This is a genomic window from Larkinella ripae (genome assembly GCF_054780775.1).
This window is the reverse complement of the sequence record NZ_BAAGVR010000001.1, coordinates 347,273-362,811: the sequence shown is the minus strand read 5'-3', so window position 1 is coordinate 362,811 and position 15,539 is coordinate 347,273. Positions and strand designations below refer to the sequence as shown.

The window sequence follows — 15,539 nt, the reverse complement described above, 5'->3', positions numbered from 1 at the left end:
CAGTCATCTGATTCGATGCAGATGGAAAGCTTCCTATAACACTTTAACTTATTAACACACACTGCATGAATGACCTGATCCGTATAGGATGCCTGATAATATGTACGCTTTTTCTGATTAAATGCAAAGATTCTGATCTTCCTTCGGAAGTTCGGTTGATGGATACGGATACCTTAACAATTGCGGAGACACGCGCGATAAATACGACTTCTATTCCCGGTGCGATATATATAATTGACGCTGGTAAAGCGGGTTTATTTAAATTCGATCAAACTAGCACCCGTGCGGATAATATGGGCGTTATTTTGGTGACTGCCAACGGGAAAAGGTATAAACGAGAATTTACCGGAGACGCTAACGTTGCCTGGTTTGGGGTAGAAACTACCGATAACGACATCGGGCCGGAACTGCAACTGGCCGTTGATTCCGAAAATAAGTTGTCGATTCCAGATGGTACGTATACCCAATTGACAGAGGTAAAAATCAGGAGTGATCTGCATATTAAAGGAAACGCCGGTAAGGTAATGATCAATCTCCCCAAAAGTTATGTGTCATTAGTGAATGGCGAAGATCGAGCACTATCGTTAAAAAACATTGTCCTCGATGGGTTGTCGTGGAGTGTGACGTCGAGTCAGGACGCAACGTACGGACCTATCACCATTGATGGCCCTTCGGTTGACAACTTGCTGATTCAGAATTGCAGCAGTAATGACCAAACCGCAAAGGCCAATACGAACTGGTTGACGTTAAAAATTCAGGCGGGAAAAACTGCGAATGCGATCACGGTTAAAAACAATTCAGTACAGGCGAAACGGATGGGTTGTGAAATTTTTAATCACGACAATTACAATAGCTACGCCGGAAAGAACATTGTGGTTACTAATAATTATTTTCATAATTGTGAATTCGGAATTTCGCTGTCCGGACCTTTAGATAGTCTTATCGTTGATAGTAACTACTTGAAAGATTGTAGTTTATACGGTATTGAAATTGCCGGTGCCGCCCGGAATACCCGCATTACGAACAATAAATTTGAAGGTACGTTCGACAAATTTCTGGAGGGTTCCAATGATGGAGGGGGCAACGGAACGATCACGGGCGGTATGCTGATTTCAGGCAATGTTACGGTTGGGATGTGCAAAGGCGGTGTCCAGCTTTTTAATGCCGGAGCCGTGTCGTTTACGAAAAACAACTTTTCAATGACCGGCATGCTGGAACTGGCCCATTCCACCAAAGGAGGGATATTTACCGATAATGTGATCGAAAGTCTGGCCGATAAAGCTGTGATTTGTGACAACTCTCCGGATAACACCTTCACGAACAATACGATATCAAATCAGGGTTCTCCCGCCAATCGCGCCACTTTCATGGCTTACGGTAGTAAAGCAACGAACAACACACTTTCTAACAATAAACTACGGAAAGGGAGCGGTGGGCTCTATCACGAAGCGATGCTGGGCGGAAGTTATAAAGCAAGTATGAACTACGACGAAGCAGGTAATCTGATTCCATAACAACCGTTCTTTCCTTATTGAGACAAAATTTTCAGCGTCTGCACCCGTTCGGGACTGCTTGCCCGCAAGAGGAACAGGCCGGGTGGGCGGTTTTTTACTTCAAACCGGTGCCATTCCACCTCCCGCATCAGAGTAATTCGGCGTTCAGCGACAAGATAACCTTGCGGATCAGTCACTTGTAGATGCATCTGTTGACCATATACACCGCGCACTTCTACCGAAATCCGCCCGTCCTGCACCGGGTTTTCCAACAGGATAACCCGCCAGACATTCTTTTCGGCCGACTTGATCAGGAGTTTTTCGTTGTCCGGAAGGGATAATTTCATCAACCATCCATCGGCCAAGCCGTGGATGGTGCCGGTCGTCAGACTATTGGATCGGGTGTAACCGGCGGCCAGAATGTCGCCGTTCGCTGTCGGCATCAGGCTATAAATTCGGTCTTCCCATTGCCCGCCAACAGGCTGTTGCCAGACCATCCGCCCGGTTTTATCGAGCTTTACCAGCCAGCCGTCTTCCCGGCCGCGGCTCCCAATTACTTGATTGTCACTAGAATGGCTATAACCCGCTACCAGAAAACTGTTATCCGGCGTGGGCGTTATCGCCGTCGCAAAGTCGTCCTGACTACCGCCCAACGATTGTTGCCAGATCAGTTGCCCCAATTCGTCGAGACGGACTACCCAGTAATCCCGCTGGCCATGAAGGGCCGTTACCTGCCCATCGACGGAGCGGGTGTTTCCCGCAACAACATAGCCGCCATCGGGTGTGGAAGCCAAAGCCGTTGCCAGATCATCGTCACTGCCACCCAGCGTCCGTTGCCAGAGCAGCCGGCCCGTTTGATCGATTTTGATGATCCAATAATCCGCTTTTCCGTGATTGCCACTGACTTGACCGTCGTTGGATTCGGTGGAACCGGCCAGCAAAAAACCGCCGTCGGCAGTTGGAGCCAGCGCCGTAATCGTCTCTTTGCCACTCCCACCCAGCGATTGTTGCCACACGATTTCACCGTCCCGGTTCAATCGCACTACCCATCCATCGGTGTTCCCGTGATTACCTGTCACCTGTCCGTCGTTGGATTCAGAGGAGCCGGCTACCAAAAATCCTCCGTCAGCGGCGGAAGTCAGGACGGAGGCCAGATCGTTTTTAGTGCCGCCCAAGGTACGTTGCCAGCTCATTTCGCCAGTCGAATTGAGTTTAACAACCCAGAAGTCTGCCTTTCCATGATTGCCGGTTACCTGTCCGTCGTTGGAATACGTAAAGCCCGCAACCCCAAAACCGCCATCGGGCGTGTAAACCAGCGCGCGGGCATGCTCGTCTTGGCTGCCTCCCAGCGTTTGTTGCCAGCGCACACCTCCGTTTTCATCAAACCGGACTACCCAGAAATCGGCGCTGCTCTGACAAGTGCTGATTTGCTTGTCAATAGAAAAAGTAACGCCGGCAATCGCCGAACCGCCACCATCGGTTTCAACCGTTGCGTAGATATTTTCGTATCGCCGACCACCCAGGGTCTTTTGCCAGATGGAGCTTACAGTTTGGGACCATAACGGCAAACTGGTTAATTCCAGTAAAACTGCAATCAAAAGGGGAATCCGTCGGGTGTAAAAAAAAGCATTCATTGGGGAAAATCACGAGGTAAATGGCCCAATTCAGGCAGGCATTGTATTAAGGTCAACAAGCGTACCAAATCCAGATTTGAAAAGGTAGGAAGTCCTACCTCGATTAGGGAGAGATATTAAATGGATTTTTATTCGCTAATAATCAATACGATAGAAGGATTAGCGCTAAAAAATACTCTAGCCGTTATGATACCAGAAAATAAATTAGTCTGGTAAATCAGCCGATTTACGAATAGAACCGCATTCTGGATAGCGTTTTGCTGGATTATATAATCGAATGAATAAACAATTTGTCTATCAATTCTTGTCTTCCGATCAGCTATAAGGCTTTTTCAAAAATATAGATGTTTTGAAAGCGGTCTAATTACCCCTAAAATGAAGAGAAAATAAAACTTAATTTGTGCTGAATTATGAAATGGAGCTTGGTAGTATGTGGTTTATTCGGCGCTTGTTTTTTGAATTTCCGGCCGACTTGTGCATCAATTCGAATCCTGAACAAACCAGCCGTTTTTGTCTTAATCAGCGATTCGAAGGTATGGTATGATGGAAACGATTGGGTAAAAAAGCCGGGTACGGTGGCACCTTCAACACCTGGTTTTGGGGCGATTGTTCTACCGGGGCCGGAAGGCTTTTACTTTCAGCGCGAATTTTCCGGCCCGGCCCTTGCCGTTTGGTTTGATATCCGACCCGACGACAATGACATTGGCCCTGAACTTCAGACGGCCGTGAATACCGTAAGTGACCTGTTTATTGCGGACGGAACTTATACCCAGCTTACGAAGGTAAATCTGCGGAGCAACATCACCATTCGCGCCCATCCGGGAAAGGCAACAATTAAGTTGCCCGGCGATTATATTTCCTTAAATCACGTCTGGAACGAAAGCCGTCTGGAAAACATCCTGATCGATGGGTTGAGCTGGGCTTTGACCTCAAACAAAACCGTAAATGGCAGCTACGGTCCTATTACCATCGACGGGCCGAATACGCAAAATATTATCATCCGCAATTGCCGTAGTGTGCACACCTCAAAAACCGCCAAAGTAAACTTTGCTTTCATCAAGGTGAGCGCGGGCAAGTCGGCCAATACCATAACGTTTGAAAACAATTCGGTGACGGGCGCCCGGATGGGGTTCGAAATCCTGAATCAGAACAATAACGGCCAGTATACGGCCAAGAACATCAAAGCCAACCGGAATACTCTCGAAAGCTGCGATTACGGAATCAGTATTTCCGGCACTTTTGACCTGGTTGAAACGGACCAGAACTACCTGAAAAACTGCCCCACCTACGGCATTGAGTATGCCGGTGCGCTCCGGAATTCCCGGCTCACGAACAACCGGTTCGAGGGCACGTTTAATGGCTCGCTGTTTGTAGCCAACTGGAGCAGTACGGACCAGTATAACGACGGCGATTTTGGAACCGGTTCGGGCTATTTCATTTCTGGCAATCAAACCGTCGGACTTGTCAATTCGCGGCTTGAGCTAACGGGAGCAGGCTCAACGCAGTTTATTAATAATTATCTGAATATCAGCGGAGAGGTAATCATTGGTAAGGATACGAAAGAAGGCTTGTTTGAAGGGAATACGTTTATTCTGGGGAAAAAGGACATTGCCTTTAAAGTAGCGGGGCCGCAAAACCGCTTTACCTGTAACACGATTAAAGCCACCAGTACTTCGCTCTGGAAACTCCTTTGGGCGGACGGTTCAATGGCGAAGAATAACGTTTTCATAAACAATATTCTGGATAAAATAAGCGGCGATCTGACGGGCGAATACAACACGATACCTCATAAATTGTACAATAACTATGACCGAAATGGGAACCCGCTCAACGTCGGTTCGGGTTCAGCGCGGATGGCGGTATCGAATACCAGTGGAACCAAGCAATTTTCGGGCGATGGGGTCAAAACCCAGTTTGTAATTCCCCACGGTCTGGACGACATACCGGTTTTTTTCAGCGCCGAATCCGGAAGTGTGGATGCTTCCGAAATTCAATACCGGATGGTAGATAAAACAAATATTGTCGTCGTATATAGCACGGCTCCACCCGCTGGTACGGATAACATTAAAATTATCTGGAGTGTAAAATAAAGCGGAACAGGCTCACACAGAACTTTTCTCCAGAATCAGGTCCAAAGCTTTTTCAATTTCGACAATCGAAACCGTTATGTCTTCGTTGACATGCCGGTGCCCACGACCCGCGACCGGGTCGTGGGCATACGCAAAATAGTCGAGATCCAGTAACTGGGCCAGATACCGGTAGTAGTCCGGAACGTAATGCTTGGAAAACAGTTCCAGAAGACGCGTGCCGGGTTTGCACCAGAGAATATTGGCAAAGGAAGCTCCGTGTGGTCCGATGATGAAAGAAGCATTGTGGTAAAGCGCAACCTGATCCGCAATGGTTCCGGGCTGATCTTCAATGATTTCAAAATCGTATTTCAGTAGCAGAGTAATCAATTGTTCTTCGTTTAGAACCCGACGCCGTCCTGCCCGGCGGATATAAATGCGTTTAGGTTCGGCGGGGATAAGGGGTATACGGTTTTCGATCCGGTTTTTAAACCGCATGATGTCGTCAGAATGCGGGTAAAACCAGTCCGAACTATTGCCGGTAAGGACCGTATTAAATTTTACGGAATGAATCCGGCTATCAAGAATCGACGATAGTTTGTAGCCAAGAAGTTGCAGAAGTTCAAGCTCAAAGGGCGTATTGAGCAATGGATAGGAGATCAAGGCTTCATTGAACGTTTTGTCCGGTAAAGCCTGTTCAATCCGGCATAATTTAGGGCCAATGGAAACCAGCAAATCGTAGTAGCCGCCCCAGTAATGACTCCAGGGTGCAACGAGGGTTTCAGCCTGGAAAACCGGGCGTTTTTTCAGGCGAAACAAGTCATTTAAAAAGGATTGGTTGCCGAAATCAGTATTCAAGACAGTTTTGCCAATTCGGATACTGCCACATCGTAACTGTTCAGCCGGAATGGTCCGGTTTTCATATTTCCATACGTAAACCGGCCGAATATCGACTGATTCTTCGGAAAAAAAAGCCGCGTTTCTGTCTGGAAAACTACCTACTTTACGCAGTGTGATCTGGCCTGCTGCCGATGCAAAAAGCTGATTTTTTTTCAGATACGTTTCCGTGGCTGACTTACTTAACAGATCGATTCCACACACCTTTAACAATGAGCCCGAAAATTCTTTCCCAAGTTCAATAACCGGACGCAAAACATGTTGATAAATTGGCATACTGAAAAAGGCAATACAAACTTAGATTCTGATGAAGCAATGCAGCAATGCTATTGTTTTTTACGCACTTTTTTGTTCAATTCACGTTCCAGTTCACTTTCTTCTGGGTCGGTAGCAACCACGGAAATGGCTGAGAGCGGCTGAATCTCAGGTTGGCGCTCTTCCTTTTCCGGCTCATTTTGAACGCCTTCCGATTTGTGCTTTGAAATGGCTTTAACAGATGCTTCGACTGGGGCCTTTTTTTTCACAATTGGCGCTGTAGACGACAGGTGAGAATCCGGTTTTTTAAGCGCAGGTAACGAAATGGAAGGCCAATTTTTTTCCGACAAAATTGGCATATTTCCGGTACTTTGCTCCGTAACGGAGTCTGTTGATTGTTGGTTGTCGACCAGTGCGATTTGACCAGAACGGTTATAAAAGGTATATGCCAAACCCCCAATCAGCAATAAAAACGGCACGGCAAGCCAGTAACTGGACGCCCACGTTCGGGGGCTCTTACCCACGATCTGAATTGCAGTCATTGTTTCGGACGTTTGTACAGTCAGATTAGCGCTATGTCGCCCCACGCTGTCAGGTGAATACCGAATGTGTACGTGCGTCTGTTTGATAACGGGCTGAAGGGTCAGGCTCGGTTTAAAGGCAGGTCGCTGATCTGTGGCTAATTGAAAATAATTCGGCGCATCAGTTTTTAACATCAGTGTTGCGTCACTCTCTAGCGAGCCAATCGTCAGAATTAAATAACCGTATTCACCAGGCCGCGTTTCGGGTAAAATCAACGTTTGATCAGCCGAAATCAACCCGGAATTTTGCGTAAACTGAATCATTTCGGCAGGCCAATGTTCAACATCCCGTTGCACCGGCGACTGGTGACTAATTGTCCCGTTTCGTTTGCCACTTTTTTGATCATTCATGGTTCTGCTGTTTATTGTTAGCTTCAAAAGAACATTCCAGAATCTGGTGTCCTTCAATTGAAACCGGTATAACGGCCAGTACTTTAACTTTCCGGTTCTCGACGTAACGCTCTATTTGATACCGGCTGGATTCATCGATAACATAGAAGTGCGGAAAATTGGCGTTAGTAAACTCATCGGTCCTGATAATATTCTTCACATTATATTTTTCATTGACTGACTTTAGGATGTTATAATCCGTTGTAGCGTTCAATAAATTGCCTTCTTTGTTGGCAGCCTCCCAATCCAACAGGTAATTAATTTTAAGGCTTTTATTGTAAAACCAGATAGGTAAAAAATAGTCGGCGGATTCAAAAAAAATCGGATATCTATAGTTAACCTTAGGTAAATGTGCTAAAATTCCACTTGGAAACAGGGCAGTTTTTTTATTCTGATAAAACATAAAGACTGCTAATAAAAGACCATATAGTGGCAGAAATCTCACTAGTTTTGCTGAGTAATACGAAGGGATAAAATAATAATATAGGTAGATAATCTGAAAAGCAACCAGTAAATTATTGGGCCAGAAATACCGGCTTAAAAAGACGGAAGTGTGCAGAAAAGAAACCAAAAGCGCGACAAAAATAACGGTAGTGCTTAAGAAACCAGCTAACAGGTAAAACAAAAAGGCTTTATCCTTTATAACTTCCTCGAATCCCGTTCTTAGCTTTTTCTGAGAGATGTAAATAAAACATCCCGATAAGAGCGCAACTCGCAAGATTGGCAAAAACAAAAGAATGCTGGATCGTTCCAGTTGCGAGGAAAGCGTTGGGATTGATTCGCCAATGGTTTGGAAAAAGGAAATAAAGGTAGGCAGAGGAATCCAAGAATGCGGTTTTCCAGCGTTCGATTGAATTTTAAAGCTGGCATACCAGATCACCAGCCATATACTGATAATGAAACCATGAGTGAGCAAAACGAATAAATAATTCTTTTGCTTTGACCAAAAAAACAACAGACCAAAAAAAGCAACCGAAGCCGCTACATAAAAGAGGCCAAAATTATGGGTCAGAGTCAGCAGGGAGCCACATAGAAAGTAGCTTACTAATAAATTGATTTTATTAGGTGTAATAATTAGTTTGTGGGATATGATAAAATAAACACAACTTATTGCTAAGAATAGCGTATATCCACGGATTTGAGTCGAAAGTGTATAATTTAAATACGTTAAACTAACCACCAGCGTAATCAGGATAAAGTTGGAAACTGCATTTCCAACCAGCGACGTAACGAATCTAAAAAAAAGCGCAATAGTAGCCGAAAATAAAAGGATCGATACGGTTTTTAAAAAGAACGGATTAAGGCTAATAAAATGCCCAATCAGCCAGTATAGATTGGCAAAAAAAGGTGGGTTTGCATCTAGTCCACTGACGACAGCATTGTTTACATGCGCAAGCGACGGGTCAGAAATTAGGAGATAACTCAGGATCTCATCCATCCAGAGCCATCTTTCTTTAAAATAGAGCGAAATGGTCAGGCCAGATATCAGAATAAACATAATTCCCGCACTTAATACATTTCCGTTTGCTAACTTGTAACTGGATCCCATGATAGTAAGGAAGGGTAAATTTCATCGACGTACTGTCTTATTTTGTGTTCCCAAACCTGTGATTGAGCAAACTCGTAGGCTTTTCTGCCCATCAAAATCCGTTCTTCCGGGTGGAAATACATCCATTCCACAGCCTTGGCTAAATCCTTAAGGACCTGCTCCTGAGTCATTACTGGTATTTTGATTCCCCGTTCTTTGGTAACCAGCTCGTTTTGACCGTGTAGCTTCAGCGTGACCACAGGCAAGGAGTACGCCATGGCTTCCATGATCTGCATGGGGCAGGAGTCTCGTAAACTGGTGAAGAAGAATAAATCAGATTGTTTGTAATACTGCTTTACTTCCTGATACGATACACCGCCCACCCACTGCACCCGGTCGCCAGCATTATAGTGTTGAATATACTGATTCACCTGATTGCTCATTTCGCCTTCTCCGCCCACGATAGTTAGGATGATTGGCAAGTCTGGATTGACTTTGCTGAAAGCGTGGATACTTAGTTCCAAAGCTTTACGAGGCAGCATACGACCCACCCAAAGCAGTTTCAAAGTTTTACCCGGTTTTCGTTCGATGGGCGTGGAGGGCATAAAAGAAGCACTGAGACCCGCATCCAGCACATAGTTGATGGGCTTGTCGGGCCGTAAATGCCGGGCTAGAGGCAGTGTATCAGCGTTCGAAATCAGGACTCGGTCGGCTACTTTCAGCGTGTGAAAATAGCCCGGATTGGTATGTTGCAGGAATAAACTAACCCAGTTCCTGATCTTTTCTCGGGACCAATACCGCCCGAAATAGGACTTTAATACTTTTGGTGCAGTTTGCCCACCGCCAACCGGACCAAAAATGAACGGTTTTCCGACCTTATACATAAAACTACCCAGTTGAATACTGCTGTAGGTAACATGATGTACCAGGTCGAATGACAGCGTTTGATCGAGTTGACGCGCCAGATCAGCGGCTTTCCATTGCCAGTAGAGGTAATGAACGTACAAGCCAATGAGCGAATAATACCGCTTTTCCAGCCAGTCGGGCATCCCAACGTAATGAAAAACGAGGTTAGGGTACGAACCGGCAGCAAGCGCCAATTCAATTCTGGATTTCCATTTTTCCTGCGTGAAACAATGAATTTCGTAACCTTCCCGGCTCAACAGCACGGCATAATTCCAGCCATTTCCTTCTTCTGAACCATGATTGGGCAGGCAGGCATAGGCCGATAGCAAGACTTTTTTCATGGTTAGGATACGGTTTTAATAAGTCTGATTTTGCGCATAAGAAAACCAACACAGATTCTGGAAACATCGATGAGGAAATAGAGGTATTTTGTCTTTGAATGGATAATGGCGAAGTGATACCGTATTTTAAGATTTGTTGGCGATTTAATGGATGTGAGACTATTTATAAACTCCCCCCAGCTAACTTTTTTATTGATGAATAAGCCGGTCGCTTTCACGTATTCATAAACCACACTACCCGGATTGACAATTAGCCTATAACCGGCTTTGTGCGCCCGTACAGAAAATTCGATATCTGACATGTAATGGGCAAAATGCCGGGAATCATACAGGCCAATTTTCTCAAAAATTGGAAGCGGTATTAATGTTCCCCGGCCCGGTAATGAATCAGATTCAATGTAAGTGGCAGTTTTAACCAATTCTTTAAAATCATTGTTGTACTTTTCGGCCAGCAGTTTTCCACTCGCGAAGTACAATTCATGTTGCGTTCCGGCAAATTGAAGCCTGTTGGGGTTATCGATATCGACGCTGACTGACCCAATTAAACAGGGCTTATATTTATGATAAGCTGTCAGTAGCGTCTGCAAATAATCTTTCTTGACTTCGGTATCGTCATTTAGTGTTAATACAAAATTTTCCTCATTGGGAACTGCATAAGCCTGTGCATACCGAATGCCCCAGTTGGTGGCTTCCGTCCACCACAAATTTCCATCACCCTGCAAAACAATGACCTCCGGAAATTCGATCCGGATCATCTCGGCGGTTCCATCCGTCGAGCCGTCATCGATGACAATCACTCTGAAATTTGGGAAGGTCTGCGCGATTAAACAGTTCAAACATTGACGGGTAAGGTCCCGGCGGTTATGGACCGGAATGACTATACTGATCATGATTATCTTTCAGTTAGAATAATGGATTTATCAGCATTTCGCTGTTCGGAATCAGGAAAGTCTATTGCTTCAAAATCAGCCTCATCGTCTGTCGGTATTGGCCGGATCGAGCCGTAATACATGCCCAGGCCAACGAAACTCCAGTAATAGGCCGGAAGCTGGTACGATATGCCGAATAACAGGCCACCGGCAATGAAGCAGAATAAAACCGTCTGCTCGGTAGAAAACGTCTCGTTGCGGTAGTAAATAAATAGAAGGGTAAAACAGATCACCAATAAATGAATACCGAGTCCGATAAGACCATAATTATAGAGCAGATCGACGTAATGTGAATGGATAATGGTGCCTTTGGTTGGAAAATCTTCATTTTCCATAATTTCACCTTTATCATAGCCATCATAGCGCCATCCGAGTAGTGGCCTTTCCTGAATTCCATCCCAGTAATACAGCGATTGCTCGTAACGCCAACTTCCGGTTTCATCTTCGGTTGGCGAAAATATACCGGCAATATTTTCGAAAAATGCCGCTGTTTTAGTGGGGGATAAGGCCCCCAGAAAAGGAGTTGAAACCACCAACAAGATCGCAAATACCGCCAGTGTTTGCCCAAATTTTAAATCGCCGATCAAAACTCTTTTTCGAATTGATAAACCGCCCAGAATCAGAGCTGTAATTACCGCCGTTGACATAACTGAACGGTGCAGCAGAATAACAATCAGAGCAAAAGTGGTAAGGGCTTTTAATAGTATTATTTTTTTCGGTTCCTTCAGGTAAGTAACCAGAAAGTGCAGGAATGGAATGACAAGATACAATGCCTCAGGAGCGGATGTCGTCCGGGTTTCTGAGGTGAATGAATAGCTGAATATCCGGCCAATCACCAGTTGATTGATGACGTAAAAGAAGAATATGAGATTGACAATATGATTCAATTTTAAGACCCTGAGTTGGCTCATGGCATAGAACGTAATCAAGGCTAAACCGCAATAAGAGAAGCGTTTAAGTACAAAAAACGAATACACATATTCCTGGTAACTGTGTAATGACTCTAGAACCAGAAAGATCGACCCCAGCGTAACCAGCCAAGCTACGGCTTTATACGAAACCGGATAGGTAAAATAAAAAGCCATCACCAGCGTCATCCCAGCCAGGGCTACCAGATTGAAAACCATCACGAAAAGCGGATGCTCCTGTTCGCCCCCGTAACTCAGGGGACTAATCCCAAATAAGAGGATAAACAGGATTGCTCGATAAAGCCAGATTTTTAGAAGGACAGGCATACGAATTGGAATATGATTCAGGACTAGTCAGAATCTGCTAAAACCGCCCGATAAATAGTTTTGGTGGTGTCGGTAATTGTTCGAACGTCGTACCGTTGCAAGGAAACTTCCCGCGCTTTTGCCGCCAGTCGCTGGCGAAGTGTAGGGCGCTCCCACAACGTTTGCACTGCCTGGGCTATTTCCTGACTGTTCAGAGAGGTCAGCAGGCCCGTTTCGTAGTTCTCGATGAGGGAAGGAACCCCACCGACATTGGTGGCAATAACTGGTAAACCAGCTAGTTGCGCTTCACACACACTGTTGGGGCTGTTGTCGATGTAGGAGGGATGAAGAAGGCAAAATGCTTCTTCGTAGGTGTTCCATAACTGCGCTGCGTTCAGCATCCCCCGGTGCTCAATGTCCTCTCCCCGAATGTTCTGGAGGGAAAGTGAAGAAATCAGGCCTACTAAATCGGCTTTCGTACCATAACCGGTGACAATCATCCGAACCGGTATTCCCGGAACAAGCAAATTCAATGCGCAAAGCGCTTCCCGGATTCCCTTGATCGAATTTACCCCGCCCACAAACAGCAGCGCGTTGCCGGGTTTTGTCGGCGATGGCGTAATGGGCTTGTAAAACTCCGGCCGGATCAATTCCCAGTTGTGGTGAATAACCGCCTGGGGTTGTAGCTCGCGAATAACGGCTTTGTCCCAATGCGTTCGGCAGATAAAATGTCGGACGGTTTCGGTATACCGTTTTTCGTAATAACCGGCAATGGCCCACGAAACATGTTGAAACTGCGGTCGGGCTGGCAGATACTTGTAATATTTAGTAACAAACCCCTGCGCCGACAGCACTTTCGGAATTTTCAGCGAACCACCCATTACCTGATACTGTTGCTCCGTACCGTGGATGTGCATCAGATCATACTGATTCACAATGCCTTCCAGATAGTTTCTAACACGCTTAATCCGGCTCGAATAGCCGGAAAGCAAATCCCATTTGTCGTCCCGAACCTTCAGATAGATGTACCGGACACCGTCTTTGACCAGTTCCTCGTCCTGTTCAATCCGATGGTTGTAACTCACGATTGTAATGGTAACGTCACCTGTAGCCACCAGACTGTTCGCCAGAGACGTTATCCAAGGTGTGGGATGTCCACTTATCGATGGATGGGGCGCAGCCGCGAGCCAAAGAACATTCATGGTGTTAAGGCGGTTTTAGTGGAAAGTTCTGTGTACGGCTGGTCTGCAAGTATGGCCTGGTAAAAAATCAGGTGTTTGTCAATCATCGCGTCCAGCGTGAAGTTGTCGCGCGCAAAACGGAATTGCTCTTGAGCCAGCTGCTTTCGTTTTTCAGGACTCTGATGGCTTTGAATAAGGGTTGCCAATTCAGCGGGTGTCGCATCTTTTGGGAGAAGCCCCGGCTGGTGCGCATCGAATTGTTCCGGAATTCCACCCGTCGCCAGCGCCAGAACCGGCGTGCCGGAAGCAATTGCCTCGGTAATGGCGTAGCCCCAGGATTCCTCGGTGGCGGTGTGTACGTACAGATCAGCTTGAGCTAAATAAGGCGATACATCGGACTGAAAACCTGCAAAACAAACGAATTCCTGCAATGTTTTTTCGGCCACAACTTTTTCCCATTCGTACCGTTTTGGCCCATCGCCAACCAGCCACATTTTAAAGTTGCGAAATCCGAGCGTTCGTAACTGGTGGGCGGTTTCAATCAGCAACAGTTGGTTTTTACGATGTTCGAGCGTACCGATATTGACAATATTCAACGGCAATCCTAGGGCAGTGGGTTTTGAATTCTGATCGGGAAAGACAACCCCGTTGTGAATCACTTCGCAAACCGCCCCTTCGGGCCGCAGAAAAGCCGAAGTCTTTCTGGTATAATTCGAAACCGTGATAAACGTCCTGTGCTGCCTGAACAGGTGCGTATACCACGCTAGTAGTTTTTTACGCCCCCAGGCGCTAAGTCCGTAGTGCAGATCATATTCCGTAATCGGGTCTGTATTGAAGTGGCAGGTCACCACCGTCGGAATTTCCTTCCCCAAACCGGTGGAGGCAGCCGCGCCGGAGTTGACATCCTGGGCATGAATTAGGTCGATTTCCCGGTTGGCATGTTTGCGCACGGCAATCCAGATACTAATGAAGTTGGAAGCTTCCCGGAATAGAATCGGGCTGTTTTTTCCCAGTAAATCAGCTATTTTTCCCAGAAGACTCAGCGCTTTCCGGATTAAAACCGGCGCGTCGTCCGGGGTTATTAACTCCACGGAAGTTACGATCTTGGACATATTAGCCAGCAGCCGGTTGTTGTGCGCCGTAACACCCGTTTTTGAACCCGGCGTCATCGAAGAAACCAATAGAATTCTCATGCGTGCGGTTTTGGAAAGCGGATCATTTGTTCATGAAGCGGTATAACCGAACGGTAAGAATGCCGTCAGGCCGTTTCCGGAAATTGTTGAATAAACTATCCAAAGCGGCTTCGCTGTAGATCAGGAAATTGTACAGCCGATGGCGCCGTTTCGAGACGATTTGCTCCAGAATAACGCGCAGTGACCATTTGAAGAAAACCATAACCCCATAGTTGGAACCGTGCAGATTCTGGAAAATCCGGCGCTGGTTTCGGACGGCGTAATATTGTTTCCAGGCACCGGGCCATGGAATACCGTTCCGGTCGAAGGACGGCGGGTGATGAAAGATGCTTTTGGGAACCGTCACCACTGGAAAGCCCATTTTCTGTGCCCGAGTCATGTATTCCACTTCGTCGCCCCAGATAAATAACCGGCTGTCGGGCAGACCGACAGCTTTGACCACATCTGTATGAATCAGGGTGCCGTTGAAAAAGAACGCCACTCCATAAATCAGGTCATACGGTGCCATATCGGCAACTTTTCGATACGATTTATTCGGACGATCTACAAAAAAGGCCAACTCCGTCCTATCCTGATTACTGACCGAAACCGCGTTCTTAATACAGGGGCCGATGTTGGGCGCACTCATCAGTTTTTCGAGTGAATCGGGCGTGGCCAGACAATCGTCATCCATGCACCACAGCCAAGTAAAACCGGCTTTGTAGGCGGCTTCGATGCCCGTGGCAAAACCACCCGCACCACCGGAATTAGACTGGTTAATAACAGTCAGCGCGGATTGGGTGGCCAGCCATTCGGCGGTTCCATCCGTACTTCCGTTGTTAATAACCAGAATAGTATCCGGTTTTCGCGTTTGTTGTTCCAGACTGAAGAGGCATTTTTTCAGATCGCCAAGCCGGTTGTATGTCACTACGACTGCTGCTACCGTTTCCAT

12 protein-coding genes are annotated in these 15,539 nt (G+C 46.4%); 2 read left to right on the top strand and 10 right to left on the bottom strand.

Annotation, left to right across the window (positions count from 1 at the left end; translation table 11 throughout):
- The first annotated feature begins 65 nt into the window (after window positions 1-65).
- On the top strand, window positions 66-1,514 hold the full coding sequence (locus ACYVHX_RS01590; protein WP_460669837.1) for a right-handed parallel beta-helix repeat-containing protein: 1,449 nt from the start codon (window positions 66-68) through the stop codon (window positions 1,512-1,514).
- 14 nt (window positions 1,515-1,528) lie between these two features.
- On the opposite strand, the gene ACYVHX_RS01585 is transcribed toward ACYVHX_RS01590, so the two are convergent.
- Window positions 1,529-3,127, bottom strand: a complete 1,599-nt coding sequence (locus tag ACYVHX_RS01585) for a PQQ-binding-like beta-propeller repeat protein (protein WP_460669836.1) — start codon at window positions 3,125-3,127, stop codon at window positions 1,529-1,531.
- Between the two features lie 725 nt (window positions 3,128-3,852).
- On the opposite strand from ACYVHX_RS01585, the gene ACYVHX_RS01580 reads away from it, so the two are divergent.
- Complete coding sequence (locus ACYVHX_RS01580; RefSeq protein ID WP_460669835.1) at window positions 3,853-5,217, top strand: hypothetical protein; 1,365 nt, start codon at window positions 3,853-3,855, stop codon at window positions 5,215-5,217.
- A gap of 12 nt (window positions 5,218-5,229) precedes the next feature.
- On the opposite strand, the gene ACYVHX_RS01575 is transcribed toward ACYVHX_RS01580, so the two are convergent.
- The 9 genes from ACYVHX_RS01575 to ACYVHX_RS01535 all read right to left on the bottom strand — a co-directional run bounded on the left by ACYVHX_RS01575 (window position 5,230) and on the right by ACYVHX_RS01535 (window position 15,539).
- Window positions 5,230-6,051: a glycosyltransferase family 61 protein gene (locus ACYVHX_RS01575; protein ID WP_460669834.1), complete on the bottom strand. Its 822-nt coding sequence runs from the start codon at window positions 6,049-6,051 to the stop codon at window positions 5,230-5,232.
- 365 nt (window positions 6,052-6,416) lie between these two features.
- On the bottom strand, window positions 6,417-7,277 hold the full coding sequence (locus ACYVHX_RS01570; RefSeq protein ID WP_460669833.1) for a hypothetical protein: 861 nt from the start codon (window positions 7,275-7,277) through the stop codon (window positions 6,417-6,419).
- On the bottom strand, window positions 7,270-8,865 hold the full coding sequence (locus ACYVHX_RS01565) for a hypothetical protein (RefSeq protein ID WP_460669832.1): 1,596 nt from the start codon (window positions 8,863-8,865) through the stop codon (window positions 7,270-7,272). Before ACYVHX_RS01565 ends, ACYVHX_RS01570 begins: the two co-directional genes overlap by 8 nt.
- A complete protein-coding gene (locus ACYVHX_RS01560; protein WP_460669831.1) occupies window positions 8,844-10,091 on the bottom strand; it encodes a glycosyltransferase family 4 protein in 1,248 nt (415 codons plus the stop codon). Before ACYVHX_RS01560 ends, ACYVHX_RS01565 begins: the two co-directional genes overlap by 22 nt.
- Window positions 10,092-10,093: 2 nt before the next feature.
- Window positions 10,094-10,981 carry a glycosyltransferase family 2 protein gene (locus ACYVHX_RS01555; protein ID WP_460669830.1) on the bottom strand — a complete coding sequence of 296 codons (888 nt, stop codon included), beginning with the start codon at window positions 10,979-10,981 and terminating at the stop codon, window positions 10,094-10,096.
- Between the two features lie 2 nt (window positions 10,982-10,983).
- Entirely contained in the window at window positions 10,984-12,255 is a 1,272-nt protein-coding gene (locus tag ACYVHX_RS01550; protein WP_460669829.1) for an O-antigen ligase family protein, read from the bottom strand.
- A gap of 23 nt (window positions 12,256-12,278) precedes the next feature.
- Window positions 12,279-13,319: a glycosyltransferase family 4 protein gene (locus tag ACYVHX_RS01545; protein WP_460669828.1), complete on the bottom strand. Its 1,041-nt coding sequence runs from the start codon at window positions 13,317-13,319 to the stop codon at window positions 12,279-12,281.
- Between the two features lie 113 nt (window positions 13,320-13,432).
- A complete protein-coding gene (locus ACYVHX_RS01540; RefSeq protein ID WP_460669827.1) occupies window positions 13,433-14,608 on the bottom strand; it encodes a glycosyltransferase family 4 protein in 1,176 nt (391 codons plus the stop codon).
- A gap of 22 nt (window positions 14,609-14,630) precedes the next feature.
- On the bottom strand, window positions 14,631-15,539 hold the full coding sequence (locus ACYVHX_RS01535) for a glycosyltransferase family 2 protein (protein ID WP_460669826.1): 909 nt from the start codon (window positions 15,537-15,539) through the stop codon (window positions 14,631-14,633).